This window comes from Promicromonospora xylanilytica (assembly GCF_054782895.1).
On record NZ_BAAGRP010000004.1, the window covers coordinates 312,139 to 338,079 of the forward strand.

The following is a 25,941-nucleotide window of genomic DNA, read 5'->3' on the forward strand; positions in this document are numbered from 1 at the left end:
AAGTTCGTGAATCCCGCCCAGAATAGAGGAACGAACCATTCCTGAACCGTTCGTAGTGTCACGGACATGGAGACCACGAAGAACGCCCAGGACACCACCGCCGCCGAGATCCACCCCTTCCGCGTCGAGATCCCGCAGGCCGACCTCGACGACCTGACCGACCGCCTCGCCCGCACCCGCTTCGCCCCCGCCGCGCCGGGCGACTCGTGGGACTACGGGACGCCCGAGTCCTACCTGCGCGACGCCGTGGAGCACTGGCGCACCGCGTTCGACTGGCGGGCGGTCGAGGAGCGCGCCAACTCGTTCCCCCAGTTCCGCACCGAGATCGACGGGCAGACCGTGCACTTCCTCCACGTCCGTTCGGCCGAACCCGGCGCGCGGGCGCTGCTCCTGAGCCACACCTACCCCGGCTCGTTCCTCGAGTTCCTCGACCTGATCGGCCCGCTCACCGACCCGGTCGCACACGGTGGCCGCCCGGAGGACGCCTTCCACGTCGTGGTCCCGTCCACCCCGGGGTTCGGCTTCAGCACCCCGCTGAGCGAGCCGGCCGACGGCGGGGCCTGGACCATGGCCAGGGTCGCCCGCACCTTCGACACGCTGATGCGGCGGCTCGGCTACGAGTCCTACGGTGCCCACGGCAGCGACGCCGGAGCCATGGTCGGGCGCGAGCTGGCCGTGCTCGACCCCGAGGGCTACCTCGGCTCGCACGTGCTCCAGCTCTTCTCGTTCCCGTCCGGCGCGGAGGGCGAGATGGATGGGTTCGGCCCCAAGGAGTTCGCCGCCCTCGAGCACATGCAGTGGTTCCGGAGCGTGGGCGGGTACAACGCGATGAACGGCTCGCGGCCCCAGACCGTCGCCGCGGGGCTCAGCGACTCGCCGGTGGCGCAGCTCGCCTACAGCGAGCTGTTCGAGAACTTCGGCAACGGCACCAGCCTGGTCTCCCGCGACCAGGTGCTCGCGCAGGTCAGCCTGTACTGGCTCACCAACACCTCGGCAACGGCGGTGCGCTACCACTACACCGAGCAGCGCTCCGGCGCCGAGCCCGTGGTCAGCACCGGCCGGATCGGCGTCGCCGTCTTCGCCGACGACTTCCAGACCATCCGGTCGCTGGCCGAGCGCGACAACGCGCGCATCGAGCACTGGGCGGAGTATCCGGAGGGCGGCCACTTCGCCGCCCTGGAGGTCCCCGCTCTGGTGATCAAGGACCTGCGCACCTTCTTCCCCCCAACTCGTTGAGTGCTGGATCTTCGCCCTGTCAGCGGCGCTGACAGGGCGAAGATCCAGCACTCAACGGATCGTCAGTGGCTGTGCGGCTCGCCGCCCGTCACGCCGTTCAGCTCGTTCGGCGTGACGTCGAGCTCCGCGGACTTCCACACCTCGCCGGACTCGACGTCGACCGCGTGGATCGAGTCGGTCGCCGGGTCGGTGACGTAGACGGAGCCGTCCAGGGCGAGGATGGCGGGCCGCGGCTCCTGCCACTCCACGGGCTCCTCCCACTCGTCGAGCACGGGGATCGACCTGGTGATCTTCGCCTTCTCGGGATCGATCACGTGCACCTGGCCGTCGGTGCCCAGCACCAGCGCCTCGCCGTCGTCACCGCGGGCGAGCGAGCGGAAGGTGTACGACGACGGCAGCTCGACCAGCTCGAGCTCCCCGTTGCGCGTGTCGATCAGCGAGACCTGGGTGGGGCGCTCCAGCTCGGCGTCCTCGTCGGTCTTGTAGTCGCCCAGCACGACGGGCGACGCCTCCGTGCCGGCCTGGTTGCCGATGCGGCCGTAGGAGTCGGGCGCGTCCACCTTGGTGATCTTGCCGTCCGTGTAGAGCAGGGCGCCGTCCTGGCAGCCGATCAGCACCGCCTCGTCTGCGGCGACCGCCTCGCCGTGCACGCCGGGGCAGTCGTCGGACGCGGCGATCTCCGTGCCGTCGCCGTCGAGCACCCGGATGCCCGTCGCGCCCTCCTCCGTACCCTCGGAGACCACCAGCGTGTCGTCGGTCAGCTCGACCGCCACCCCGTGGTGGGCCGACGGCGTGGTGTGCTCCCGCGCCGCGGCGTCGGCGTCCGCCACGTGCGCGGAGTCCACCACGCGGACCAGGCCGGTGCCGTCGTCGAACAGCGCGGTGCGGCCCTCGTGGACCACCACGTGACCGGGCTTGGCGGCCTCGTAGGCGACGTCCGTGAGCGTCGGCTCGGCGGTCCAGTAGTGGGCGTGGTCGCCGTGCGCCTCGGCCCACGAGCCCAGGTCGAGGGCGCGGAACTCGCCCGCGGTGGAGACCATCAGGTGGCGCTCGTCACCGGCGGGGTTGAGCCGGTTGAAGCCCGGCAGCTCGATGTCGCCGACCGGCTCCAGGCTCATCGCGTCCAGCACGAGCACGCCGCCCTCATAGGTGACGGCGACTCGCGGGGTGCGGGCCTGGGCCTCGGTGGCATCCGGCGCCTCGTGCTCCTCGTGCTCCTCGGCACCGGCCGAGGCGGACTCCGAGGCGCCGCCCGAGGCGGCCTCGCCGTCGGCCGCGCAGGCGCTCAGCAGGAGCAGGGACAGTGCGGCGCCGAGTCCGGCGGCCGCGCGGGTGGTGTGGTTTCTCATCGTTGGTCGGGCGACGTGGTCAGGGTCGCCCGCTCCTTCCTACTAGAATGACAATCATTCTCGTTACCGAGGGAGAGTGAACCAGAGATGAGAACGATTCTCAAACATGGGGGATGACGGCGGCCCCGTCGCCGCCACCCCGAGCGCTCACCGGCCGGGCCGTACCGACACGTCGTGCCGGGCCAGGAACTCCACGACCCGTTCCGTGACCCGGTCCGGGATCTGGCCGCGCACCCCGTGCCCCGTGCCGGGGTAGACCTCGACCTCGGCACCCGGCAGCCGCTCCGCGAGGCGCCGCCGCGCGGCCACCGGATCCGACACCACCGACTCGCCCCCGTAGATCACCAGGAGCGGCGGGGCGAACGCCTCCAGCTCGGCGTCCTTGAGCGGCCGCGCCCAGCCGGCCGTGAGCCGGTACCCCTGACCCGCTTTCGCTGTCGCCCGCTCGACATCGGTCATGGTGACGCCGGGCGTCAGCCACTCGGCCATCCTGCGCCACCCCTCGTCCGTCGCGTTCCCGCCGAAGCGGATCATCTTCAGCAGCGCGCGCCACGGCGTCCTGGTGATCACCCCGTTGGGCTCGATCAGGGACACGCTCGCCAACCGGTCGGCCGCGTGCAGGCCCGCCAGGGTCGCGTGCCAGGCACCCGACGACTCCCCCAGCACGTGGACGCGCTCCAGCCCGAGCCCGTCCAGCACCTCCGCGAACCAGGCACCGTAGGCGGCGTCGCCGGCCAGCGGGGCTGTCTGCACGCTGCGGCCGGGCGCACCGATCGTGTCGAGCGTGTGGACCGCACGGTCCCGCGCCAGGCCCTCGACGACCGAGTGCCAGTGCAGACCGGTGCCGAGGACGCCCGCCAGCAGCACGAGCGGCACCCCGTCGCCGGAGCCGGACCGGCGCACGTGCGTGGACCCGAACGAGGTCGGGACGTCGGTCAGCACCGCCGGCAGCGGCCAGAGCTCCGCCATCGCCTCGTACGCGCGCAGGTAGACCTCTCTCGCCTCGTCGCTCCTGAACCTTCCGATCCTGGCCATCGCACTCCTCCACCTCTTGGTGGTATGAACGTATCACCTATCATGGTTTGCACATACCATGAAGGCAGCCCGGACGGGCTCATACACGAGAGCGGGACCGCATGCCGAAGCTGGCCGACCACGATCAGCGACGAACGCAGATCACGAGCGCCGCGCGCCGGGTCATCGCCAGGGACGGTCTCGGTGCGGCGACCTTCCAGTCCGTGGCCGCCGAGGCCGGCATCTCGGTGCGACTGGTGCAGTACTACTTCGGCACCAAGCGACAGTTCCTGCTGGCCACCCACCAGGCGGTCGTCGCTGACGCAGGCGAGCGGTTCACCCGTCGGCTCGGCGCGCTCGGCGCCGAGCCGGCCCCCCGCGACGTGATCCGCGCGATCCTCACGGAGCTGCTCCCCACGGATCCCGACCGGCGGCGCGACACCATCGTCCTCAACACGTTCCATGCCGCGGCGCTCACCAGCCCCGACGTCGGCACGGAGGACACCCTCGGCGCACCGCGCTTCCTTGCCCGGGCGATCGCGGAGCAGCTGCGGCGGGTCCGCGGGGTCGGGACGACGACGGACGAGCTGGACGCCGAGCTGATCGTGGCCGGCGCCAGCGGTCTGGCCCAGACGCTCCTCGTCGACGACGGCGCCGGGGAACGCGTGCAGCTGCTCCTCGACCGGCTCCTCGACCGGATGGTCGGGGCCTGATCAGCCCAGGTTCGTGTAGGCGACAAGGAACGCCAGCGCGACGACCGCCGTGCCGCCGACGGCGAGCACGACCGGCAGCGTGCCCCGGATCCGGCGCACGAGCAGGCCGACCAGGAGGGCGAGGCCCGCCACGCCGATCACCGACCAGTAGACGGGGCTCGTGGTCTCCCGCACGACCGTGAGCCCGTAGACGCCCTCACCGACGAAGATCCCGGCGAGGACTGTCACACCAAGGGCCACTCGGACGCCGGTCGCGCGCAGCCAGGACGCCGCGACCCCCACGAACGGGCCGGCCACCAGACCGACCGCGGAGAACAGCAGCGGGTCGTACCAGAGCCCGCGCAGCTGCGACGCGACCGCATATCCGAGCACCAGCAGGACGAAGCTGACGGCACCCAGCAGGGCTGCCTGTCCCGTACGTGCCCGTGACCAGAAGACGAGCAGGGCGGTCAGCACCGTCCAGCCGCTGGCCGAGTTCGCGAAGGACGCGAGCTCGCTCGGAAGAGCGCCCTGCGCCCAGGAGGTAGGCCCGCCGAGCAGGACGCTCAGGAGCACGACTGCCCCGACGCGTACCGCGCGGCGGATGGAGGCCGACACCGACGGGGCGGGCCAGGTCTGAACGTCCGGAACCGTGGTCATGCCAAGAACGTTGCCACGGGCCGGCTCCCGGGTCATCGGACCGTGGTCGGACCGCGACGCCCGCCGTCATCCCCCGGGTGGACGCCAGGGGAACGACGCCCGTCCCCCGAAAGAGCTACCCGGCCTGCTTGCCCGGGGGTGATTCGCCAGAACCGCCCCGCTCATAGCGTTGTTCCTGGTCGCGGAGCCCCGCGGCCACACAACGACGGAGGCCCCCATGAGCACGACAGTCACGACACCCCACCAGGATTCCGTGGGCGACAACAGCGGTGGACCGCTCGCCCGCTTTCTCCGGTTCCCGCTGACCTGGATGATGATCGGTCTGGTCGGCGTCGGCGTCGTCGCCGGACTGACCGCACAGAGCGAACCGGTCACGGTGGTCCCGGTGCTGGGCGCCGCCCTCGCCGTGGTCGTCTACTGGGCGGTCATGCGCTTCGTCGCCAGGCGAAGCACCCCGGAGATCGCCGGCCGCCGTGCCGTGCCGGAGGCGCTGTTCGGCGCCGCCATCGGCGTGGGGTTCGTCGCCGCCTCCGCGTCCGTCATCACCGCTCTCGGCGGCTACTCGTTCACCTGGGCCGACGTCGACGTGCTGGCCGTCGTCGGACCGGTGCTCGGCATCGCGTGCGGTGCGGCCGTCACCGAGGAGCTCATGTTCCGTGGCTTCGCCGTGCAGGCCCTCGAGCGGCTGCTGGGTAGCTGGATCGCGCTGCCGATCACCGCGCTGTTCTTCGGCCTGACGCACCTGCTCAACCCTGGTGCCACCCTGTGGTCCGGGCTGGCGATCGCGATCGAGGCCGGCGGCCTGCTGGGCGCGGCGTTCCTCTGGCGGCGCAACCTCTGGTTCGCCATCGGGCTCCACTTCGCGTGGAACAGCGCCGTCGCCCTGATCGGCATCAACGTCTCCGGCCACGCCGCTCCGGGGCTGCTGGTCGCGGAGGTGTCCGGCCCGGCGCTGCTGACCGGCGGTGCTTTCGGCATCGAGGGTTCCGTGGTCACCGTGCTGCTCAGCCTGCTGCTCGCCGTCCCGATGCTGCTGCTCGCCCGACGCCGGGGCACGCTGGTCCCGGTTCGCCGCCCCCGCCCGTAGGCTCGGGCGGTGCCCGCCAACACCGCGTCCGACCAGGCCCAGCGCCTCCGTCCGAGACCCCGTCGGTGGCACGTCGGCCGCCCGACCGTCCGGGACGGCGTGCTGGCGGCGCTCCTGACGGGGCTCGGCTTCGTCCCGACGCTGTCGACCATCGGCGTGGAGCTCGGCGACCTGCCCGAGCGGCCGGCGGACGCGCTGGCCGTGACGCTGCTCGTCGCGCAGTGCGCGCCCCTCGCGATCCGCCGCCGGTGGCCGCTGGTCTGTCTGGCGATCATCGGCACCGCGTTCGCTCTGGACCAGACGCTGTCGTACCCGTCGACGTTCGCGAGCGTAGGCCTCTACTTCGCGCTGTACGCCGTCGGGGCGTACCTGGCCCGATGGCGCCGCGTCGCCGCCGTCCTGGCGACCCTCGGCTACCTCGCGCTGGCGGCCACGGTATCCGGCCTCGGATCGCCCAACCGGCTCCCGGATTTTCTCGCCTTCTATCTCGTACTGGTGGTGATCTGGATGGCCGGCACAGGAATGCGCCGCTGGCGGGCCGAGGAGGTCGAGCACCGGCGTCTGGCGGCCGCCGTGGCGACGTCGGACGAACGAGCCCGGATCGCCAGGGAGCTGCACGACGTGGTGACCCACCACGTGACGGCGATGGTGGTCCAGGCCGACGCCGCGCAGTACCTCCTGCCCGCGACGCCGGACCGGGCGGGCGAGGGCCTCGCGGCCATCAGCGGCACCGGCCGCCGCGCCCTGACCGAGCTGCGGTACCTGCTGGGCGTGCTCGAGGCGACCGGTGAGTCGGCGTCGGCCGACCGGGCGCCCGCCCTCGGCCGGGTGGGCGACCTCGTCGAGCAGGCCCGCCAGTCCGGTCAGCCCGTGGAGTGGGCCGAGGTCGGCGAACCGCGCCCCCGGCCCGACGCCGTCGAGCTGGCCGCCTACCGGGTGGTGCAGGAGTCGCTCACCAACGCGCTCAAGTACGCGGCGGGGCGGCCGACCGCCGTCCGGCTGCGGCACGCCGACGAACACCTCGAGATCGAGGTGACCACAGAGGGGCCGGCCACGCCGGCCGCGCCGGTCCCGCCGGTCGCTCCGCCCGGGGGCCGCGGTCTCGCCGGGCTCCGGGAACGTGTCCGGGTGCTCGACGGCGACCTGGAGGCCGGCCCGCTGCCCGGCGGCGGGTTCAGCGTGCGCGCCGTGATCCCTTCCAGCCCGACCAGGAGAAGCTCATGACCGTCACCCCGACGGACCCACGACCCCCCATCCGCGTGCTCGTCTGCGAGGACCAGGAGCTGGTCCGGGTCGGCTACGTCACCATCTTCTCCGCGCAGCCCGACATGGAGGTCGTGGGCGAGGCGGCGGACGGCCGCTCGGCCGTCGAGGCCGCCCTCCGGCTACGGCCCGACGTGGTGGTCATGGACATCAGGATGCCCGTGCTGGACGGTATCGAGGCGACACGGCAGATCGCGGGCCCCGACGCCGAGACGCCGGCCAAGGTGCTGATGGTGACCACCTTCAACGTCGACGAGTACGTCTACCAGGCGCTCCGCGCCGGGGCCAGCGGGTTCCTCCTCAAGGACTCTCCCCCGGCCGAGCTGGTGGGCGCCGTCCGGACGGTCGCCCAGGGCGAGTCCCTGCTCGCCCCCACCGTCACGCGCGCTCTCATCGGCCGCTTCGCCGAGCGACTGCGCCCGACCGACACGTCCCGGCCCGCCAGGGACGAGATCGTACGCAGCCTGACGGCGCGGGAGCTCGAGGTGCTCGGGCAGCTCGCCGCCGGGCTGTCCAACGCGGAGATCGCCGGGGAGCTCGTCATCACCCCGGAGACGGTGAAGACCTACGTGTCCCGGATCCTCGCGAAGCTCGGCCTGCGCGACCGGGTCCAGGCCGTGGTGCTCGCCTACCGCGTGGGCCTCGTCTCGCCGGAGGTCTAGCCGGCGGTCGTCGGGCTCACGGGCCGTCCGCGCCGCCCCTGACCGGCTGCCGAAGGATCGTCCGCTGCTTCTCGGGCGCGACCCGGCGGGGGTCGCTGAGGTAGATCTCGTGGTGCCTGCCGACCATCCGGAGGCCGTTGCCCGGGATGAACTCGTCATGCATCCGCGCGAGCACGTCGGCCTCGTCGTCGAACGTGCCGACGTGCAGTGTCTGCACGCAGCGCCCTTCGGAGAGCGGCTCGAGACGGACGTCGTCGAGCCGGGCGGGGCCGGTCTTCGCCCGGACCTGGTCGACGGCGGCGGCGTACAGGTCCTGGTCGATCCAGTCCGGCTGCATGATCATCAGGGTCCAGCTCCACCGCGACTTGTCCCGCGCGGCGGTGAACGAATCCATGTCCTCCGCCCACCACAGCCCTTCCAGCGGCATGACGACGAAGTCGCGGCCGAGCTCCCGCTTGCTGGTGAACTTGAGCGTGTACGCGAGTGGGTACAGCGTCTCGACCGCCTCGGTGAAGACGGGCGAGGTGTTGGGGTCGCCGTGCCCGTCGATCATGAGGTACTGCAGGACGGGCACGTCGAGGACCCGAAATCTGCCGCGCTCGGCGCGATAGCAGTCGAGGCTCTTCTTGAAGTCGGCCTTGTCAGACATTCGCCACCTGGGCCCGACCGGCGGACCACGACCTCTCAGTCTCCAGATCTTCAGCGGACACCTAGTGAACCATCCGGCGGAGCGAGGAGCGCGCATCCGACGGCTCTCGGCTATGAAAACGAATGACGCGGGACATCTACGAACGATGTCCCGCGTCATCACGATCGGTGGAGCTGGGGGGACTCGAACCCCCGACCCCCTGCATGCCATGCAGGTGCGCTACCAGCTGCGCCACAGCCCCAGAACGTCCACCCATCAGGGCGAGCGCCGTCAGTCTAGACCGATTCGGCCCGCTGGACCAAAGCGGCCGCCGACTGCAGAGTTGGTCGCGCCCGCCACCGCCGACTGCAGACCTGGTCGCGGGTACGGAGCCCGTATCCGCGACCAAGTCTGCAGTCAGCGTCTGGGGCCGCGATGAAGTCTGCAGTCAGCGCCCCGACGCCGCCGGACCACCCGCCGGACCACCTCACACCGCGGTGATCAGGCTTCCCGTGGCGGCGCGCGCCCGGTCGAGCCGGCCGGCGACGTCGGACCAGTTGGCCAGGTTCCAGAACGCCTTGACGTAGTCCGCCTTCACGTTGAGGTAGTCCAGGTAGAAAGCGTGCTCCCACATGTCGAGCATCAGCAGCGGGGTGATCCCCAGCGGGACGTTGGCCTGCTGGTCGAACAGCTGGAACACCAGCAGTCGCTCACCGATGCTGTCCCAGCCCAGCACGGCCCAGCCGGACCCCTGGATGCCGGTCGCCACGGCGGCGAAGTGGTCCTTGAACGCCGCGAAGCCGCCGAACTGGTCGGCGATCGCTGCCGCGAGCTCACCGTCCGGCTCGCCACCGCCGTCGGGCGAGAGGTTGTGCCAGAAGACCGTGTGGTTGATGTGGCCGCCCAGGTTGAACGCGAGGTTCTTCTCGTGCAGGTTCACCGCGGCGAGGTCGTTGTTCTCCCGGGCTGCGGCGAGCGCGTCGAGCGCGGCGTTCGCGCCGGCCACGTAGGTGGCGTGGTGCTTGTCGTGGTGCAGCTCCATGATCCGCCCGCTGATGTGCGGCTCGAGCGCCGCGTAGTCGTAGGGCAGGTCAGGCAGGGTGTAGACGGGCATTGCTTGTCCTCTCATCGAATGCTTCCGACGCTAGAACCTCAACCACGGTTGAGGTCAATGAGCGTCACGAGGCGAGACGGTGATCGTCGACACAGTGCTCGGCGAGACCTTCCTGCCGCTCGCCGTCGCGACGTTCATGGATCCTTAGCCCACGTTCCCCCGGCAGCACGTCGACTCGCAACATGCGGTCCCGTCCGTAGTCACCGTCGGCCAGGGAGCGGTACCGGATCGGGACCTCCGCCTCCAGGCCCGCCATCCGCTCGCGCAGCCGCCCCACCTCCTGGTCCACCCCGTCCCAGCCCGGCCGGTCGACGCCGGCCACCAGGTGCGGCCGCAGCGGCTCCATGCCCGTGTACCAGGCGATCCCGTGCAGGAACGGGAAGAACAGCTCCGCCAGGTCCCCGTTCAGCCCCCGTGGCGCGAACGACTCGCCGCGGTCCCCCGCCGTGACGACGGCGAGCACCCGGCGACCGGCCAGGCCGCCGTCCCCGTACTTGCGCGGCAGGCCGGCGTCGTCCTGGAGGCCGAACGCGAACCCGTTGACGAACACCCGGTCGAACCAGCCCTTGAGCATGGCGGGCATGCCGTGCCACCACATCGGGAACAGCAGCACCAGCAGGTCGGCGCGGCGCAGCTTGTCCTGCTCGGCGACGATCTCGGGCGCCAGCGCCCCGGCGTCGTACGCGTGCCTCGACCGCGACGAGCCGGTCCCGCTCCTGACGTCGCCGTAGTCCTCCATGCGCACCGCCGGGTCCCACCCCATCGCGTAGAGGTCGGACACCTCGACGGACCAGCCGGAGCCCTCGAGCCCGGACCGGGCCACGCGCGTCAGCGTGGCGGTCAGCGACCGGGGGCTCGGGTGAGCGGTGACGACCAGCGCGTGCATGTGCTTCTCCCTCGACGGCGACCAGTACGTGCTCCACGCTAGGAACCCAGTACGGCTTTCACAAGTACGCACATTGCTGACCCATACTGACCTTTGGGATAGTGTCGAACCATGCCACCGGAGACCATGCGCACTCCCGTCCAGCGGGCCATCGAGGTCTGCCCTGTGGAGGTGTCGATGGCCGTGCTCGGCGGAGCGTGGAAGCTGAGCACCGTCAAGTACCTGCTGGAACGCACGCACCGCTTCGGTGAGCTGCAACGGCGGCTCGGCACGGTCACGCCGCGCACCCTGACGCGGGTGCTCAGGGACCTCGAGGCCGACGGCATCGTCGTCCGCACCGTCTACGCGGAGGTGCCGCCCCGCGTCGAGTACTCCCTCACCGACCTCGGCCGGTCCCTCGACCAGGTGGTCGGCTGGCTCGACGCGTGGGGCGGCGCCTACGCGCGACCCGCGGACTGAGGCCAGGTCAGGCCTCGGTCGGCCGGTCCCTGCGGTAGACGACGTGCTGCCCGTCGTCGAGCGGGCTGTCCGGCTCCAGGTACCCGCTGGCGACGTGGGCGAAGCCCGCCGAGCGGAGCGCGCCCCCCGACGCGACGTTGCTCGCCGACACGGGGACGATGATCGCGGGTGCGCGCTCGTGGTCCTGCCAGCAGCGCTCCGTGAACCTCTCGACCAGCCGGCTTCCGAGCCCGCGGCCGACCATGGCCGGCTCACCGATGAAGTAGTCGATGGTCAGGGCGCCGGGCGGCACGTCGACGAGCGCCATGAGCTCCGCGAAGCCGTCCGGGTAGTCGTGGATGCGGCAGCGCTGCACGAACGCGAAGGGCTCGCCGCCGTGATCGACGATGAAATCCTCGGACGGCTCCGTACCGTCGATGCTGCCCGCGAAGTCGCGCTCGATCGCCGCGTCGCTCGTGTCGTGGGCCCAGTAGCGGGCGACGTGCTCGCGACGGAGCCACTCCTGGATCTTCCGGAGGTCTCCTCGCTCCGTCCGGCGGAACCCGAGCTCGTCGTCGCCTGCCCGTCCGTCCAGCACGGGGCGAGCCTATCGCCCGGCCGCCTGCCCGCCGCAGCTCAGTCGGCGCCGTCCGCCAGCACGCGTGCCTCGGCCTGCTGGATCTCCGCGGCCCGCCGCTGGTACTCCGCGATCAGGGCCACCTCCTCGGTGGAGTAGCCGGCATTGAGCTCGTCGAGGCGGCCCATCATGCCGGCGAAGTGCTTGCCGATCCGCGCGGCCCCCTCCTCGGTGGCGACGATGGCGACCTTGCGCCCGTCGCTGGGATGCGGCTCGCGCACGATGAACCCCTTGGCCTCCAGCCGGTCGAGCACGTCGCTGACGGAGTTCTTCGCCATGCCCGCGTACTCGGCCAGGTCACCCACCGATGGATTGCTGTACCTACGGACGAGCTCCAGCAGTTTCTCCTCCGTCACGCCGAGCCCGACCCGCCGCGAGAGGTTCGTGTGGAACAGGATCATCGCCGTGCTCAGCCGACGGCCGGAGTCGGCCAGAGCCCCGAGCGCCTCGGCCCGGGCGGCATCCTCATGCGTTGACCAGCTCATGGCACCACGCTACTCTGGAAATTAGTTCGTTCGCACGAACGAACGTTATCGGAAGGAGCAGATCCATGAGAGTTCTCGTAGTCGGCGGCGGCATCGCCGGATCGGCCCTCGCCCTGGCCCTGCACCGGGCCGGCCTCGACGACGTGGTCGTCGCGGAGACCCGGACCGGGTTCGACAACGCCGGCGGCGCGTTCCTGACCCTCGCCCCGAACGGCGTGAACGCGCTCGATGCCATCGGCCACGGGGACGTCCCCGCTGCGGCCGGCGGGTTCGAGCTGTCCGGGATGGACTTCCACAACGCACGCGGGCGCAGGGTCGCCGAGCTGGACGGCGAGGACGACCTGGCCCGCTTCGGCGCGCGCAGCGTCGTGCTCCGGCGCGCGCGCCTCCAGGTGGAGCTCGCCCGGCGCGCACAGCGGACCGGCATCCCCTTCCTGTTCGGCGCCCATCTCGGCGCGCTCCACGAACGGCCTGAGGGAGTAGAGGCGGTGTTCACCGACGGACGCACCGTGCACGCGGACGTCGTCATCGGCGCCGACGGCATCTGGTCCGCCGTCCGCCGGCTCACCTGGCCGGACGCACCGCGGCCCGCCTACACCGGCATCGTGGACTGTGGCGGGTGGGCGACCACCGACCTGCCGGACACCACGCGTCAGCAGATGTACTTCGGCCACCGGGCGTTCTTCGGCCACGCCGTCAAGGACTCGGTCGCCTACTGGTTCACCAACGTCCCCCGTGCCGACGAACCGGCCAGGTCGGAGCTCGGCCACCTCGACCAGCCTGCCTGGATGGCCACCATCCGGGAGCTGCACGCCAAGGACCCCGCCCCGGTCCGAGCGGTCCTGGACGCCGCCGACGAGTCCGTGGGCGCCTGGCCGATCTACGACATGCCGGAGCTCACGGCCTGGTCCACCCGCACCACCTGCCTGATCGGAGACGCGGCACACGCGGTCAGCCCGTCCAGCGGGCAGGGCGCGAGCCTCGCCGTCGAGGACGCCGTCGTCCTGGCCGGCCTCCTGCGGGACGCGCCGACGCCCGCGGCGGCCTTCGACGGCTTCGTCCGCGAGCGCAAGGCGCACGCGGAGAAGGTGGTGCGCTTCGGCCGCCGGATCGGTGACCGCAAGGTGACGTCCGCGACCGGGAACCTCTTCCGGGACCTCACCCTCGGCTTCTTCCTGCGCATGGGGGCGAAGGTCGCGGCGGAGCAGTACGCCTACCGGGTCCCGGCGCTGCCGTGACCGCCCCGGAAGAGACGGGACCTCGCAGGCGATCGTCCGGGCTGGACCGCCGCGGCTTTCTCCGGCTCGCTGCCCTCGGCATCGGCGCAGGTGCCACCCTGACGCTCACCGGATGCGACGTGCTCGACCCGCGTGGGTCGATCAGCACGGTCGACCGCGTCGACTTCCGCAACCCGCTCCACGTCCCACCGCTGGCCGAGCCGGTGCGCCACGACGGCGTCGCGGTCTTCGACCTGACCGCGCAGGCGGGACGGTCGGCCATCGTGCCAGGGGGTGACGCCGAGACGTGGGGCCTGAACGGGGCGCTCCTCGGGCCCACGCTCCGCGCACGGCGTGGCGAGTCCGTACGGGTCAACGTGCGGAACGACCTCGACGAGGCCACGACACTGCACTGGCACGGCATGCACCTGCCGGCCGCGGCCGACGGCGGGCCGCACCAGATGATCGAACCCGGCGGTACCTGGTCACCAGGCTGGCAGATCGACCAGCCGGCCGCGACGCTCTGGTACCACCCGCACCCGCACGGCGCGACGGAACGCCACGTCTACCGTGGCCTCGGCGGCCTGTTCATCGTCGACGACGACGCCGAGTCCTCGCTCGCGCTCCCCCGTCGCTACGGCGTCGACGACATCCCCGTCATCGTGCAGGACAAGACCTTCGACGGCCGGGGCCGCCTCGTCGACAGCTCCCGGAGGGACAACGGCATGATCGGCGACACCATCCTGGTCAACGGGACGGCGGGCCCGGTCCTGGCGGTCACGTCCGAGCTGACCCGGCTCAGGTTGCTGAACGCCTCGACGGCGCGCAGCTACTCCTTCGGATTCTCCGACGACCGGGAGTTCTCCATGATCGCCGGCGACGGCGGACTCCTCCGGGAGCCGGTCGGGCTGGTCCGCGTGCAGCTCACTCCTGGCGAGCGCGCCGAGATCGTGGTCCGGATGAGCGCGGGCGAGACGACGACGCTGCGCTCCTACCCCCAGGACCTCGGCCTCTCGAACAGCCGGGCGCGCAGTACAGGCGCCGCGGACACGCTCGACGTCCTGCTGCTGGACGCTGCCGGCAGTCTCGACCCGTCGGCGGACCTGCCCGCGCAGCTCGCGACCATCGACCGCTTCGACGAGGCCTCCGTCGCCGAGACCCGGCGGCTCGAGCTGCGCAACAACCGGATCAACCGCGAGTCGATGGACATGAACCGGATCGACGACGTCGTCACCGTCGACACGACCGAGGTCTGGGAGGTGTGGAACGGCCACCGCCAACCGCACAACTTCCACGTCCACGACGTCCAGTTCCGGGTGCTCGACGTCGACGGGGACCCGCCGCCACCGGAGCTGTCCGGCTGGAAGGACACCGTCTACCTGCCGCCGGACGTGCGGCTGCGGCTGGGCCTGCGGTTCACGCGCTACACCGACCCCGACGTGCCGTACATGTATCACTGCCACCTGCTCTGGCACGAGGACCAGGGAATGATGGGCCAGTTCGTCGTCGTCGAGCCGGGACAGGAGGCCGGTGACCTCGACACGCGGCACAGCCATTGACCGCCGGCGGCGCGAACCGGGTCAGACGGCCTGCGGCAGCGGTGTCTGCTGGTAGAGCGCCAGTCTCCACGCATTGCCCCGACGGGCGTAGACACTCGACATCAGCGCGACGAACGCAGGCTCGTCGCCGTCGCGGTAGGCACGGCCCGTGTAGACGAGGATCGCGTCGTCGGGGCCCAGCTCGATCAGGCGTTCACCGGAGATCTCGTAGGTACGCCAGGGCGGTGCGGCGCCGAGAGAGGCCACGACGGCCGACCGGTCGAGGACCACGCCGTTGGCCAGGACCATGACGCCGTCGTCGGTCATCACGGACCCGTAGAAGTCCGCACCCGTGCTGTCGCACAGGGACTTCCACCCCTGGTGCTCCAGGTCCAGCAGCTCGTTGACGTCCACGGCTTCGCTCCCCTCGCCCGCTGTGGACGATAGGCACGACGGCTCTCGGCGGTCAACCGCCGCGGGACCAGCCGGACCCCGCGAACGCGGTGGACCGGCCCGAGCTGCTGGGCCAAGGGTCGGATCACTCCTGGATGAGTGCGATGACGTTGCCCGCCGGGTCGGCGATCCAGCCGATCGTCGGCCCCTTGCTCGGGTCGGTGCTTCGCGATACGCCCCGTTCGTCCTGCTCGAACTCGGGGTACCGGATCAGGCCGACCCCGGCCGTCTCCAGCTGCGTCACGGCCTCGTCGATGTCCGGGACGACGAGGTTCAGCACGGTGTACGACGCCGGTACGTGCGCGTCCCCCTTGGGGTAGACGAACACCGAGGCACCGCCGGTGAGGTCGAGCTCGAGCCCGCCCATGGCGTTCTCGCGTGCGGGAAGCCCCAGGGTGTCGCGGTAGAAACGGAGCGCCGCGCTCGTGTCGTCGACGGAGAATCCGCTGAAGCTGCGGAGCGTGGTGACCATCGTGAGTTCCTTTCGTCGGAGCGGTTGTACGGCCGACTCCGGGAGCCACGGAAACTCATCGGATTGGCCCGTTCCCGACCGCACGCTTGCGGCACCGCTGCTGGTGGGTTCGATTACCGGCCTTGACCGCGGTGTGGACGGCGCCGAAAGCTGACGCTCACGACCTGGATACGGCGCACGGATCCGTGCACGTGGCCACCGATCTCAAAGGAGAGAGTCGTGAACCGAACCCGAATGACGGGCCGCGCACCCCGCGCCGCTACGACGGGCCTCGTGGCCGTCGCCCTGGCGGTGACCGCCTCCGCGTCCGCCTCGGGGGCAGAGGCAGGGAGCGAACCGTCCACCTTTCCGGAGTTCAGCTATATGGGCACGGCGTTCGACAAGAGCGACCTGGTGTACAACCCGACGAACGAGTTCATCTTCCCCAGCGTGATCCGCGCCGCGGACTATTTCGCCGAGCCGCTCGGGACCTACTACATGTACTACGCCCCGCACGAGCGGCCGGGCGGCATCGCCCTGGCCTACGCCGACTCGATCGACGGCCCGTGGACCGAGTACGACGGCAACCCGCTCATCACCAACAGCTGGCCACCGCACTACGGCACCGTCAGCCACATCTCGTCGCCGCATGCCGTGTGGGTGGAAGGCGAGCAGCGCCTCTTCCTGTACTTCCACGGCGAGAACACGATCACCAGGTACGCCACCTCGGTCGACGGCATCCACTTCGAGTACGGCGGCACCGCGGTCCAGCGGGACGAGACCACCGGCCGGGAGACGTCGTACGCGCGCGTCTTCGAGCAGCCCGTGGAGCGGCTCGGCACCCGCTACCTGATGCTGTTCATGGACAACCCGGCGAACGCGCTGCCCGGGGAGACCGGATCCGTTGCCCGGCGGATCCGCTGGGCGGTGTCCGACGACGCGCGAAGCTGGGCGGTCCAGCCCGATCCCATCGTGACGCCGCGGGGGATCGAGGAGCCGAACGTGTCGGGGCCGTTCTTCCTGCGGTGGGAGGGCCGGAACCTGGTTGTCTTCCACGCCAGCGACGGCAACATGCACGCGGTGGACGTGGGCGAGAACTTCGACCAGGAGGTTCACCTCGGCATGGTCCACGACTCGATGGCGGAGGCCCCGGACCTCGGCCGGTCGGCGGCCCCGACCTTCTACTTCGACGGCAACACAGCGCACATGTACTACGAGTCCGGCGGCCGGCTGACCGCGACGATCGGTCACGCCGTTGCCGCCCTCGACGAGCCCGTCGCCGCTCGGGAGCTGGACTGCACGGTTGACCGACCGGTCCTCTGGGCGCCGAACCGGCAGCTGGTCGACGTCACCGTCGACGTCGACCTGCCTGACGGGGTTCTGGGGCCGCGAGCTTTCGAGCTCGTCGAGGTCTCCGGTGGCGGCGAGGGGGACGTGTCCGGATTCGTCACGGGGACTCCGTCGGTCGTCGGACAGCTGCGCGCCGAGCGGGATGGCGACGGCAGCGGCCGGGTCTACACGCTGACCTACGCCGGTCACGACGAGATCGGCCGCTCGGTGGGCTGCACCGTCGACGTCACCGTTCCGCACGACCTCGGCCGCTGAGCATGACACCGGCGACGCGAGATCCCGTGTTCTCGCGACGAACGCTTCCGGGATAAAGGTGATGATGCGGGACATCTGTCAACGATGTCCCGCGTCATCACGGTGGGGCTGGGGCCGCAGGTCGCGGACCGATCGGACGGCGCGGCCGGTGCCGAACCGCACGATCATCGTGGTCCCCAGGTCCCGAGCCGAAAGAAGCACGTCGCCCAGAGCCCGGATCGACGCGTAGCTTGCGGCTCGACGCCGAACCGGACCACGACCTTGCGGTTCGAGCAGCCGCAGGCAAGGTCCGCTTCCAGAACGCAATCACGCATGCTCGACGGCCGAGAACCAGGCCCACGTGCATGCTCAAAACGGACCACGCCGGCCGGCACGGCCCCCGACGAACAAGAGCCCGACCGATTGCCAGGCTCTCGGACAAAACAATGACGCGGGACACCGATCAACCGATGTCCCGCGTCATCACTTCGGTGGAGCTGGGGGGACTCGAACCCCCGACCCCCTGCATGCCATGCAGGTGCGCTACCAGCTGCGCCACAGCCCCGAAATTGGTCTCCCCCAGCCATAACCAGCCGGGCGAGCGTCGTTAGTCTATGCAGACCGACGCCAGGGACCAAATCAGAACCCCGTGCGTTCCGTCACCCGCTCGTCGCTACCGCGCCTCGGGCCCGGCCTGCCAGGTGTCGAGCGGGTACCCGGCCCCCACGTTGTGCGCCACGAGCCGCCAGGCGGGCGTCGCTCCCGGCCCGGAGGCCCGCAGGTGCGACCAGTGCACGTTGTGCAGGCCGTGCAGCCCGCGCCACGTCGCGGGGTCGAGGTCCAGCAGCCGGGTGATCGCCTGCGTGATGGCCGACCCGTGCGACACCACGACCAGCGTCTCCCCCGGGCTCAGCGCTTCGGCGTGCCGTAGCACCGCCGCCTCCATGCGCCGGGCCACCACGTCCTTCGGCTCGACGCCCTCGACGGGCGGCTCCCCGCCGCTACGCCAGACCGCGTGCTCGTCCGGCCAGCGCTCGACGATCTCGGTGTCCGTCATGCCCTCCCAGATGCCGAACGAGCGCTCGCGCAGCCCGGCGTCGGTCACGACCTCCAGGCCCACGTGCCGCGCGTAGGCGGCGGCCGTGTCCTGTGCCCGCTGGAGGTCGCTGGACACCACGAGGGAACCCTTGTGCGATGCGGCCAGCGCCGTGGCACCCTGCTCCGCCTGCCAGAGTCCGACCTCGTCGAGCGGGATGTCGATCTGGCCCTGCAGGCGCAGCCCTGCGTTGTACGCCGTGCGCGCATGGCGCAGCAGCACGATCGTGCCCGCGGTCACCTGTGGTTGTCCCCGGCCAGGTGGATCGCGCCGTCGTCGGGGTCGCTGTACTCACCGGTGTCGCCACCGCCCTGCGCGTCCTCGGGGAGAGGGATGGCCGGGCAGTCCTTCCAGAGCCGCTCGAGCGCGTAGTACGTGCGGTCCTCTGCGTGCTGCACGTGCACCACGACGTCACCGAAGTCGATCAGCACCCACCGGGCCTCGGACTTGCCCTCACGCCGGATGGGCTTGACGCCCTCCTTGAAGAGCGCCTCCTCGACGGCGTCGACGATCGCCGAGACCTGTCGTTCGCTGGCGCCGGACGCGATGAGGAACACGTCGGTCAGCACGAGCTGCTCGCTCACGTCGAGCGCGATGATCTCCTGCGCCTTGACGCCGCTCGCGGCGCGCGCCGCACGGATCGCGAGCTCTGTAGCGCGGTCTGTCGCGGTCATGCCGCACCACCTCCTGTGAAGCCGGCGGGTGTCCCGCCCGGCAGTGTGCCCAGCAGCGCTGCGGCCTGGTCCTGCAGGGCACTGTCGCCCTCGAGCACGAGCTTCCAGATCAGGAGGCCCAGCACGAACGCGACGACCACCAGGATGATGTAGTGCAGCCAGGTGTACTGGGGTCCCTCGTCCTCCTCCTCGTCCCACTCCTCGTCCGCGTCGCGGCGGGAGGCGCGGGAGGGAGCGACCGGACCAGGGCCGAACTGGCCGCCGGGACCGCCGGGCTGCTGCTGTCCGGGACCACCCGGCTGGCCGGCCCCGGGACCACCGGGACCACCAGCACCGGGACGCCCGGGAAACGGGGAGGCCGGGGCGCCGGGGCCGCCACCCGGGGGCAGCGACTGCGGTGCGGCCTGTGCGCCGGACTCCCAGGGCAGGGCGGGAGCCGGAGCGCCGGCCGCCATCGCGCTGGGCGGTCCGCCGGCAGGCTGTCCCGGCCCGCCGGGACGCTGCTGGGCGAGGCCGCCGGGCGCCCCGGGAGCGCCAGGCGCTCCGGACCGGGTGCCGAACGGTGAGGGCGGGCTCGACGGCGCCTGCGACGGCGCAGGCGGAGGCGCCCCCCACTGGGTCGTCTGCCCGGGGTCGCCGGTCCGGCCGGGACCACCGGCACCTGGGCCCTGGGGAGCGTTCTGTCCGCCGAACCGCCCGGACCGGCCCTGCTGGGGGGCGGGCGGCGCGGGGGCCGCGGACTGCCGGGAGCCGAACGGGTTGGGCGGGCCGCCCTGGGGGCCCGCACCACTGTGCGGACCCACGCCCTGCTGCCCCGGTCCACCGGGGCCAGGGCCTTGCTGACCAGGAGCACCACCCGGACCAGGCGCGCGGCCACCGGGACCTGCCGGCGGGGCACCACGGCCGGCCGGGCCGGACGGCGCGGCACCGGGCCGTCCCTGTCCTGGCCCACCGGCGCCGTAAGGCGGCGGCGGGTTGCCACCGGGTTGCTGCACGGGAGTCAGGCGGCCCGTCGCGTCCACACCGCGTGAGCCACCCGTCGCCTGCGGGGGCCGTGCGACCGGCGGGTTCTGCGGCGACCAGCCGCCCTCGGGCGCGGGCGCGGGGGCACCACGGTGCGGCGGCGGCTGCTGCCCGCCCTGCGGCGGGAAGGCGCCACCAGCGGGGCTACCAGCGCCACCACCGGCGGCGGCCGCGGCGGCAGCCTCACGCTCGCGAATCTCGCGGCGCGTCATGGGACGACCCTTGTTGTCACTCATCGTGAAGACCTCGATACAGTCCGTGCTTGGCGATGTACTGGACCACGCCGTCAGGCACCAGATACCAGACCGGCAACCCCTCCTCGGCCCGACGACGACAGTCGGTCGAGGAGATAGCTAGCGCAGGAACCTCGAGCGTCGTCACACCGTCCCGAGGCAGCCCGTCCACGGAGAGCAGGTGCCCTGGCCGTGTGACAGCGACGAAGTGTGCCATGTCCCACAGCTTCTCGGCATCCTTCCACCGGAGAATCTGCTGGATGGCGTCCGCACCCGAGATGAAGTAGAGGTCCGCCTCCGGTCGCTGCTGACGCAGGTCCCGGAGGGTGTCCACCGTGTAGGTGAGGCCCGCTCGGTCGATGTCGACACGACTCACCGTGAATCGCGGGTTCGACGCCGTGGCGATCACCGTCATGAGATAGCGGTGCTCGGCGGGGGTGACCCGTTGCTTCTGCTTGAACCCCGGCCGGCCCGTGGGGACGAAGACGACTTCGTCCAGCCCCAGGTGGGCGACCGCCTCGCTCGCGGCCACGAGGTGCCCGTGGTGGATGGGATCGAACGTGCCGCCCATCACCCCGATGCGCGGCCTGGTCCCAGTGGGGGCACTCATACGGTGGGTGCGCTCATCTGGTCGTCAGGCTCCCGTCTGGCGGATCAGTGCCGGTTACCGACGTTGCGGAACGCGTACGTGACGACAAGTGCGGCCATGAGCGCGCCAAAGGCGATCAGGCCGAGAACGATCGGAGCGACCGGCTCGTCGGCATGCTCCGCGGCAGCCTCGGCGGCCAGGACAGCGTTGTGCAGCACGGGTGTTCCTCCCAGTCGAACGTGCTCAGGTGGGCTTTAGTCTCTCACGGACGAATTGCGGCCAGTACATCGCGGCACCAGGTCGCAAGGAGATCCTGAGGAGGTCTCCGGGACGCCCGCGAACCCTCAAGGCTTGACGTGCCCGTCGCCCGTGACCACCCACTTGGTGGTGGTCAGCTCCGTCAGACCCATGGGGCCCCGCGCATGCAGCTTTTGCGTGGAGATTCCGATCTCCGCACCGAGACCGAGCTCGCCGCCGTCGGTGAACCGGGTCGAGGCGTTCACCATCACCGCGGCGGAGTCGACCTCCGCGACGAACCGGTCCGCCGCGGCGATGTCCCGGGTGACGATCGCCTCCGTGTGCCCGGAGGACCACGTGCGGATGTGCTCGATCGCCGCGTCCAGCGACGGCACCACCCGCACGCCGAGCTCCAGGGCGAGGTATTCCGTCGCCCAGTCCTCGTCCGTCGCGGGGACCATGGCGGAGCCGCCCGGGGCGAACGACATGGCCTGGGCGTCCCCGTGCAGGACCACACCGGCGTCGGACAGCGCGGTGAGTGCCGCGGGCAGGAACGACGCCGCGGCGTCCTGGTGCACGAGCAGCGTCTCCGCCGCGTTGCACACGCCGACCCGCTGGGTCTTCGCGTTCATCACGATCGCGACGGCCATCGCGACGTCGGCCGTCGCGTCCACGTAGACGTGCACGTTGCCGACGCCCGTCTCGATCACCGGCACCAGGGACTCCCGGACCACGGTCTGGATGAGGTCGGCGCCACCCCGCGGGATCAGCACGTCGACCAGGCCACGGGCGCGCATGAGCGCCACGCCGCCCGCCCTGCCGTACGGATCGATCGACTGGACGAGGTCGGCCGGGAGGCCGCGGGCCTCGAGCGCGTCGCGCATCACCGCGACGATCACCGCGTTCGACGACGCGGCGGCGCTCCCCCCGCGCAGGATCACCGCGTTGCCGGACTTCAGGGCCAGGCCCGCCGCGTCGACCGTGACGTTGGGCCGGGCCTCGTAGATCATGCCGACCACGCCCATGGGAACCCGGATCTGGCGCAGGCGCAGACCGTTCGGCAGGGTCTGCCCGCGCACCACCTCACCGACCGGGTCGGGCAGCCCCGCGACGTCGCGCAGCGCGTCGGCGATCTGCGCGATCCGCTCGGGGGTGAGCGCCAGCCGGTCCAGGAGCCCGTCGGACATGCCGTTGGCGCGCCCCCGCTCCAGGTCGTCGGCGTTCGCGGCCACGATCTTCTCGGCGGACCCCACCAGGGCGTCCGCGATGGCGCCCAGGGCGGCGTCCTTGGTCATGCGGTTGGCCGTGGCAAGGGTCCGCGACGCGACCTTCGCCCGCCGCGCGACGTCGCGCACCGCGGCGGTGACGTCCGCGGTGCCGGACGGCGGGGTCGCGGCTCCGGGGGTGTCGCCTCCGGTACGGGTCGCCTCGTCCTGGCTCACTGTCGTCATGCGTCGAGAGTACGTCGAGCGAGGGCCGGTGCCGAGGGCAATCCGTGGGGTGGACGGTCGGTCAACCCATCGGCCGGTCCAGCACCAGGTCGTCCCGGTGCACGACGACCCGGTCGTACCCCTCCCCGAGTTCCTCGCGCAGCGCGTAGGTGGAGCGGCCGAGCAGTGCCGGGAGGTCGCTCGCGTCGAAGGCGACGAGCCCGCGCGCGACGACGGTCCCGTCGGGCGCGACGAGCTCCACGGGGTCGCCCGCGTCGAACTGGCCCTCGGCGCGCGTGATGCCGGCGGGCAGCAGCGAGGCGCGCCCTCCGAGGACGGCCCGCGCGGCGCCGTCGTCCAGGTGGAGACGACCCTCCGTCCGGGCGGCGTGCGCTATCCACAGCCGGCGCGCGGAGGTGCGGCGTCCGGTCGCGGAGAAGAACGTGCCGACGTCGTCCCCGGCGAGCGCGGCGGCCGCGTTGCCCGCCAGCGTGAGCACGGTCGGCACGCCGGCACCGGTGGCGATCCGCACCGACTCCAGCTTGGTGACCATGCCACCCGTGCCGACGGCGCTGCCGCGCGCCGTCACCTCGACGCCCGCGATCTCGGCGAGGTCGTCGACCAGCGGGATGCGGCGGGCTCCGGGGCGCGACGGCGGTGCGTCGTGCAGACCGTCGACGTCGGTCAGGAGCAGCAGCGCGTCGGCGCGCACGAGGTGCGACACGAGCGCGGCCAGGCGGTCGTTGTCGCCGAACTTCAGCTCGTCGGTCGTGACGGCGTCGTTCTCGTTGATGACCGGCACGACGCCGAGCGCGAGCAGCCGTTCCAGCGCGCGCTGCGCGTTGCGGTAGCGGGCGCGCCGGACGGTGTCCTCGGCGGTCAGCAGGATCTGCCCGATCTGGATGCCGAACCTCGCGAACTCCTCCTGGTACCGGCCCGCGAGCTGGCCCTGGCCCACCGACGCCGCCGCCTGCATGGTGGCGAGGTCGCGCGGCCGGGTGCCCAGCCCCAGCGGGCCGATCCCCGCAGAGATGGCACCAGAGGTGACGAGCACGATCTGGGTGCCGGCGGCCTGCCGTGCCGCGAGCACCTCGACGACGCCGCGCAGCGCCCCGACGTCGAGGTGCCCGTCCGGGCCGGTCAGCGACGACGAGCCGATCTTCACCACCACACGCCGGGCGCCGGCGATCGCGGAGCGGGCGCTGTCGAGTCGCTGAGCGGTTTCGCCCGAGGGGCCGAGGGAGTTCACGTCCTCATCCTCTCCGGAGCACGCCCCTGGGCGCTCGGCGTTCCACGGTCCGAGCGCTCGGGCCCCGGCTGTGCCGGGTCCGCGGCTCAGTCGGCGTCCGGGTCCGTCCAGACGCCGGCCTCGCGCTCGGTCCACAGCTCGCGCCGGGCCTCGGACTTGGCGTCCATGCGCTCGTTGAACTCGCGGCGCTTGTCGCCACGCGTGGGCCGGTCGCTCTGCTCGAGCCGCAGGTCGGTACCGCGACCGCCGAGCAGCTCGGGGCCGGTCTGCAGCGTGGGCTCCCAGTCGAAGACGACGGCGTTGTTCGGGTCGCCGATCCGCACCTCGTCGCCCGCGACGGCACCGGCCTTGAACAGGCCGTCCTCGATGCCGATCTTCGCGAGCCGGTCGGCGAGGAAGCCGACGGCCTCGTCGTTGTTGAAGTCGGTCTGCTTCACCCAGCGCTCCGGCTTGCTGCCGCGCACCTCGAACCAGTAGCCCGTCTCCGCACCGCCCAGACGCCGCACGGTGAACCGCGACTCGTTGACGGCACGCGGTCGCAGCACGACCGGAGCCGGGGCAGGAGCCGGTGCCGCGGCACGGGCCTTCTCCACGATCTCGGCCAGGGCGAACTTCAGCTCGCGCAGACCCTCGTGGCTCGCGGTGGAGATCTCGAAGACCCGCAGCCCGCGCGCCTCGAGGTCGGCCTTCACGAAGTCCGCGAGCTCGCGCGCCTCGGGCACGTCGATCTTGTTGAGGACGACGAGGCGGGGACGCTCGTTCAGCGGCACCCGACCGCCCTCGATGCCGAGGTCGCCGGCGTAGTTGGCGAGCTCCGCCTCGATCACGTCGAGGTCGCTGATCGGGTCGCGGCCCGGCTCCAGCGTGGCGCAGTCGAGCACGTGGACGATCATCGCCGTGCGCTCGATGTGCCGCAGGAACTCCAGCCCGAGGCCCTTGCCCTCGCTCGCGCCCGGGATCAGGCCCGGCACGTCCGCGACGGTGAACCGCGACTGGCCGGCCTGCACCACGCCGAGGTTCGGCACGAGGGTCGTGAACGGGTAGTCCGCGATCTTGGGCCGAGCCGCCGAGATGGCGGCGATCAGCGACGACTTGCCGGCGCTGGGGAAGCCCACGAGCGCCACGTCGGCGATCGTCTTGACCTCGAGCTCGATGTCGGCGGTGTCGCCCTCCTCGCCGAGCAGCGCGAAGCCGGGGGCCTTGCGCTTCTGCGACGCCAGCGCCCGGTTGCCCAGGCCGCCCTTTCCGCCCGCCGCGACGACGTACTCGGCGCCCTCGCCCACGAGGTCGGCCAGGACGTTGCCCTGGAGGTCCTTCACGACGGTGCCGTCCGGCACCTTCAGGATCAGGTCGCCGCCCTTGGCGCCGTCCTTGTCGTCACCCATCCCCTGGGTGCCCGACGTCGCCCGCCGGTGCGGCGAGTGGTGGTACTCGAGCAGCGTGGTCGTGTTCGAGTCGACGACCAGCTTCACCGTGCCGCCGTCGCCACCGTTACCGCCGTCGGGCCCCGCGAGCGGCTTGAACTTCTCGCGGCGGATCGAGGCGCAGCCGTTCCCGCCGTTACCGCCGGCGGCGTGGAGCACCACGCGGTCTACGAAGCTGGCCATGTCTCGATCCTCTCAGGTACTGCTCAGGTGGAGCCGCCCAGGCCGGGCCGCCCGCGAAAATGGCGAAGGGAGCGCACCGTCACCGGTGCGCTCCCTTACGCGGATGCCGAGGCTCAGACCTCGGCGGCGACGATGTCGATGACCTTGCGGCCACGACGGGCACCGAACTGCACGGCGCCGGGGGTGAGGGCGAACAGGGTGTCGTCCTTGCCGCGACCGACGTTGACGCCGGGGTGGAAGTGGGTGCCGCGCTGGCGGACGATGATCTCGCCGGCCTTCACGACCTGGCCACCGAAGCGCTTCACGCCGAGGCGCTGGGCGTTGGAGTCACGACCGTTGCGCGAGGAGCTCGCGCCCTTCTTGTGTGCCATCTGCTGGACCTGTTCTTTCGGTACGAAGGAGAAGAAGA

At 71.6% G+C, this 25,941-nt stretch carries 28 protein-coding genes and 2 tRNA genes; 9 read left to right on the forward strand and 21 right to left on the reverse strand.

The window, feature by feature from the left end; genetic code table 11:
- Nucleotides 1-66: 66 nt before the first annotated feature.
- Complete coding sequence (locus ACYVK7_RS06375; RefSeq protein WP_460886842.1) at nucleotides 67-1,236, forward strand: epoxide hydrolase family protein; 1,170 nt, start codon at nucleotides 67-69, stop codon at nucleotides 1,234-1,236.
- Between the two features lie 62 nt (nucleotides 1,237-1,298).
- On the opposite strand, the gene aztD is transcribed toward ACYVK7_RS06375, so the two are convergent.
- Both aztD and ACYVK7_RS06385 read right to left on the reverse strand, forming a co-directional pair.
- Nucleotides 1,299-2,585: a zinc metallochaperone AztD gene (aztD, locus tag ACYVK7_RS06380; protein ID WP_460886843.1), complete on the reverse strand. Its 1,287-nt coding sequence runs from the start codon at nucleotides 2,583-2,585 to the stop codon at nucleotides 1,299-1,301.
- A 147-nt stretch (nucleotides 2,586-2,732) separates the two neighbouring features.
- On the reverse strand, nucleotides 2,733-3,620 hold the full coding sequence (locus ACYVK7_RS06385; RefSeq protein WP_460886844.1) for an alpha/beta fold hydrolase: 888 nt from the start codon (nucleotides 3,618-3,620) through the stop codon (nucleotides 2,733-2,735).
- A gap of 101 nt (nucleotides 3,621-3,721) precedes the next feature.
- On the opposite strand from ACYVK7_RS06385, the gene ACYVK7_RS06390 reads away from it, so the two are divergent.
- Nucleotides 3,722-4,312 carry a TetR/AcrR family transcriptional regulator gene (locus ACYVK7_RS06390; protein ID WP_460886845.1) on the forward strand — a complete coding sequence of 197 codons (591 nt, stop codon included), beginning with the start codon at nucleotides 3,722-3,724 and terminating at the stop codon, nucleotides 4,310-4,312.
- Here ACYVK7_RS06390 and ACYVK7_RS06395 read toward each other — a convergent pair whose 3' ends face one another.
- Nucleotides 4,313-4,951, reverse strand: a complete 639-nt coding sequence (locus ACYVK7_RS06395) for a DUF6518 family protein (protein ID WP_460886846.1) — start codon at nucleotides 4,949-4,951, stop codon at nucleotides 4,313-4,315.
- A gap of 217 nt (nucleotides 4,952-5,168) precedes the next feature.
- Between ACYVK7_RS06395 and ACYVK7_RS06400 the strand changes: the two genes are divergently transcribed.
- From ACYVK7_RS06400 to ACYVK7_RS06410, 3 genes are read left to right on the forward strand one after another with little or no spacing between them, the layout of a single operon-like run.
- Entirely contained in the window at nucleotides 5,169-6,038 is an 870-nt protein-coding gene (locus ACYVK7_RS06400) for a lysostaphin resistance A-like protein (RefSeq protein ID WP_460886847.1), read from the forward strand.
- A gap of 9 nt (nucleotides 6,039-6,047) precedes the next feature.
- Nucleotides 6,048-7,262 (forward strand): sensor histidine kinase, encoded by a 1,215-nt coding sequence (locus ACYVK7_RS06405; RefSeq protein ID WP_460886848.1) that lies wholly within the window; start codon nucleotides 6,048-6,050, stop codon nucleotides 7,260-7,262.
- Nucleotides 7,259-7,963, forward strand: coding sequence for a response regulator (locus tag ACYVK7_RS06410; RefSeq protein ID WP_460886849.1), 705 nt, complete (start codon nucleotides 7,259-7,261; stop codon nucleotides 7,961-7,963). Before ACYVK7_RS06405 ends, ACYVK7_RS06410 begins: the two co-directional genes overlap by 4 nt.
- A gap of 16 nt (nucleotides 7,964-7,979) precedes the next feature.
- On the opposite strand, the gene ACYVK7_RS06415 is transcribed toward ACYVK7_RS06410, so the two are convergent.
- From ACYVK7_RS06415 to ACYVK7_RS06430, 4 genes are all read right to left on the reverse strand, one after another.
- A complete protein-coding gene (locus ACYVK7_RS06415; protein ID WP_460886850.1) occupies nucleotides 7,980-8,612 on the reverse strand; it encodes a GyrI-like domain-containing protein in 633 nt (210 codons plus the stop codon).
- A gap of 168 nt (nucleotides 8,613-8,780) precedes the next feature.
- Nucleotides 8,781-8,853 (reverse strand) — tRNA-Ala (locus tag ACYVK7_RS06420).
- Nucleotides 8,854-9,078: 225 nt separating this feature from the next.
- A complete protein-coding gene (locus ACYVK7_RS06425) occupies nucleotides 9,079-9,705 on the reverse strand; it encodes a superoxide dismutase (RefSeq protein ID WP_460886851.1) in 627 nt (208 codons plus the stop codon).
- A 64-nt stretch (nucleotides 9,706-9,769) separates the two neighbouring features.
- Nucleotides 9,770-10,591, reverse strand: a complete 822-nt coding sequence (locus tag ACYVK7_RS06430; RefSeq protein WP_460886852.1) for an NAD(P)H-dependent oxidoreductase — start codon at nucleotides 10,589-10,591, stop codon at nucleotides 9,770-9,772.
- Between the two features lie 111 nt (nucleotides 10,592-10,702).
- Between ACYVK7_RS06430 and ACYVK7_RS06435 the strand changes: the two genes are divergently transcribed.
- Nucleotides 10,703-11,050 carry a winged helix-turn-helix transcriptional regulator gene (locus ACYVK7_RS06435; RefSeq protein ID WP_460886853.1) on the forward strand — a complete coding sequence of 116 codons (348 nt, stop codon included), beginning with the start codon at nucleotides 10,703-10,705 and terminating at the stop codon, nucleotides 11,048-11,050.
- A 7-nt stretch (nucleotides 11,051-11,057) separates the two neighbouring features.
- Here ACYVK7_RS06435 and ACYVK7_RS06440 read toward each other — a convergent pair whose 3' ends face one another.
- Together ACYVK7_RS06440 and ACYVK7_RS06445 are read right to left on the reverse strand one after the other, a co-directional pair.
- A complete protein-coding gene (locus ACYVK7_RS06440; protein WP_460886854.1) occupies nucleotides 11,058-11,627 on the reverse strand; it encodes a GNAT family N-acetyltransferase in 570 nt (189 codons plus the stop codon).
- A 38-nt stretch (nucleotides 11,628-11,665) separates the two neighbouring features.
- Nucleotides 11,666-12,151 carry a MarR family winged helix-turn-helix transcriptional regulator gene (locus tag ACYVK7_RS06445; RefSeq protein ID WP_460886855.1) on the reverse strand — a complete coding sequence of 162 codons (486 nt, stop codon included), beginning with the start codon at nucleotides 12,149-12,151 and terminating at the stop codon, nucleotides 11,666-11,668.
- A 65-nt stretch (nucleotides 12,152-12,216) separates the two neighbouring features.
- On the opposite strand from ACYVK7_RS06445, the gene ACYVK7_RS06450 reads away from it, so the two are divergent.
- Both ACYVK7_RS06450 and ACYVK7_RS06455 read left to right on the forward strand, forming a co-directional pair.
- Nucleotides 12,217-13,389, forward strand: a complete 1,173-nt coding sequence (locus ACYVK7_RS06450) for an FAD-dependent oxidoreductase (protein WP_460886856.1) — start codon at nucleotides 12,217-12,219, stop codon at nucleotides 13,387-13,389.
- Complete coding sequence (locus tag ACYVK7_RS06455) at nucleotides 13,386-14,927, forward strand: multicopper oxidase family protein (RefSeq protein WP_460886857.1); 1,542 nt, start codon at nucleotides 13,386-13,388, stop codon at nucleotides 14,925-14,927. The genes ACYVK7_RS06450 and ACYVK7_RS06455 overlap by 4 nt, the downstream gene beginning before the upstream one ends.
- A 21-nt stretch (nucleotides 14,928-14,948) precedes the next feature.
- Here the strand turns inward: ACYVK7_RS06455 and ACYVK7_RS06460 are convergent, their stop codons facing one another.
- Together ACYVK7_RS06460 and ACYVK7_RS06465 are read right to left on the reverse strand one after the other, a co-directional pair.
- Nucleotides 14,949-15,320 (reverse strand): nuclear transport factor 2 family protein, encoded by a 372-nt coding sequence (locus ACYVK7_RS06460; RefSeq protein WP_460886858.1) that lies wholly within the window; start codon nucleotides 15,318-15,320, stop codon nucleotides 14,949-14,951.
- Nucleotides 15,321-15,444: 124 nt separating this feature from the next.
- Nucleotides 15,445-15,831, reverse strand: coding sequence for a VOC family protein (locus ACYVK7_RS06465; protein WP_460886859.1), 387 nt, complete (start codon nucleotides 15,829-15,831; stop codon nucleotides 15,445-15,447).
- 219 nt (nucleotides 15,832-16,050) lie between these two features.
- Between ACYVK7_RS06465 and ACYVK7_RS06470 the strand changes: the two genes are divergently transcribed.
- Nucleotides 16,051-17,415 carry a glycoside hydrolase family protein gene (locus ACYVK7_RS06470; RefSeq protein ID WP_460886860.1) on the forward strand — a complete coding sequence of 455 codons (1,365 nt, stop codon included), beginning with the start codon at nucleotides 16,051-16,053 and terminating at the stop codon, nucleotides 17,413-17,415.
- A 471-nt stretch (nucleotides 17,416-17,886) separates the two neighbouring features.
- Here the strand turns inward: ACYVK7_RS06470 and ACYVK7_RS06475 are convergent.
- The 10 genes from ACYVK7_RS06475 to rpmA form a co-directional block, all read right to left on the reverse strand.
- A tRNA-Ala gene (locus ACYVK7_RS06475) sits at nucleotides 17,887-17,959 on the reverse strand.
- Between the two features lie 108 nt (nucleotides 17,960-18,067).
- Nucleotides 18,068-18,730, reverse strand: coding sequence for a histidine phosphatase family protein (locus ACYVK7_RS06480; protein WP_460886861.1), 663 nt, complete (start codon nucleotides 18,728-18,730; stop codon nucleotides 18,068-18,070).
- Nucleotides 18,727-19,164 carry a ribosome silencing factor gene (gene rsfS / locus ACYVK7_RS06485; protein WP_460886862.1) on the reverse strand — a complete coding sequence of 146 codons (438 nt, stop codon included), beginning with the start codon at nucleotides 19,162-19,164 and terminating at the stop codon, nucleotides 18,727-18,729. Before rsfS ends, ACYVK7_RS06480 begins: the two co-directional genes overlap by 4 nt.
- A complete protein-coding gene (locus ACYVK7_RS06490) occupies nucleotides 19,161-20,423 on the reverse strand; it encodes a hypothetical protein (protein ID WP_460886863.1) in 1,263 nt (420 codons plus the stop codon). The genes rsfS and ACYVK7_RS06490 overlap by 4 nt, the downstream gene beginning before the upstream one ends.
- Entirely contained in the window at nucleotides 20,416-21,030 is a 615-nt protein-coding gene (nadD, locus tag ACYVK7_RS06495; RefSeq protein ID WP_460886864.1) for a nicotinate-nucleotide adenylyltransferase, read from the reverse strand. Before nadD ends, ACYVK7_RS06490 begins: the two co-directional genes overlap by 8 nt.
- 44 nt (nucleotides 21,031-21,074) lie before the next feature.
- Nucleotides 21,075-21,227, reverse strand: coding sequence for a hypothetical protein (locus ACYVK7_RS06500; protein ID WP_460886865.1), 153 nt, complete (start codon nucleotides 21,225-21,227; stop codon nucleotides 21,075-21,077).
- Between the two features lie 126 nt (nucleotides 21,228-21,353).
- The gene (locus tag ACYVK7_RS06505) at nucleotides 21,354-22,697 is read right to left on the reverse strand and encodes a glutamate-5-semialdehyde dehydrogenase (protein WP_460886866.1); all 1,344 of its coding nucleotides are present in this window, start codon (nucleotides 22,695-22,697) and stop codon (nucleotides 21,354-21,356) included.
- A gap of 61 nt (nucleotides 22,698-22,758) precedes the next feature.
- Nucleotides 22,759-23,925, reverse strand: coding sequence for a glutamate 5-kinase (proB, locus tag ACYVK7_RS06510; RefSeq protein WP_460886867.1), 1,167 nt, complete (start codon nucleotides 23,923-23,925; stop codon nucleotides 22,759-22,761).
- 86 nt (nucleotides 23,926-24,011) lie between these two features.
- Nucleotides 24,012-25,532, reverse strand: coding sequence for a GTPase ObgE (gene obgE / locus ACYVK7_RS06515; RefSeq protein WP_460886868.1), 1,521 nt, complete (start codon nucleotides 25,530-25,532; stop codon nucleotides 24,012-24,014).
- A gap of 113 nt (nucleotides 25,533-25,645) precedes the next feature.
- Nucleotides 25,646-25,903: a 50S ribosomal protein L27 gene (gene rpmA, locus ACYVK7_RS06520; RefSeq protein ID WP_274992861.1), complete on the reverse strand. Its 258-nt coding sequence runs from the start codon at nucleotides 25,901-25,903 to the stop codon at nucleotides 25,646-25,648.
- Nucleotides 25,904-25,941: the final 38 nt, after the last annotated feature.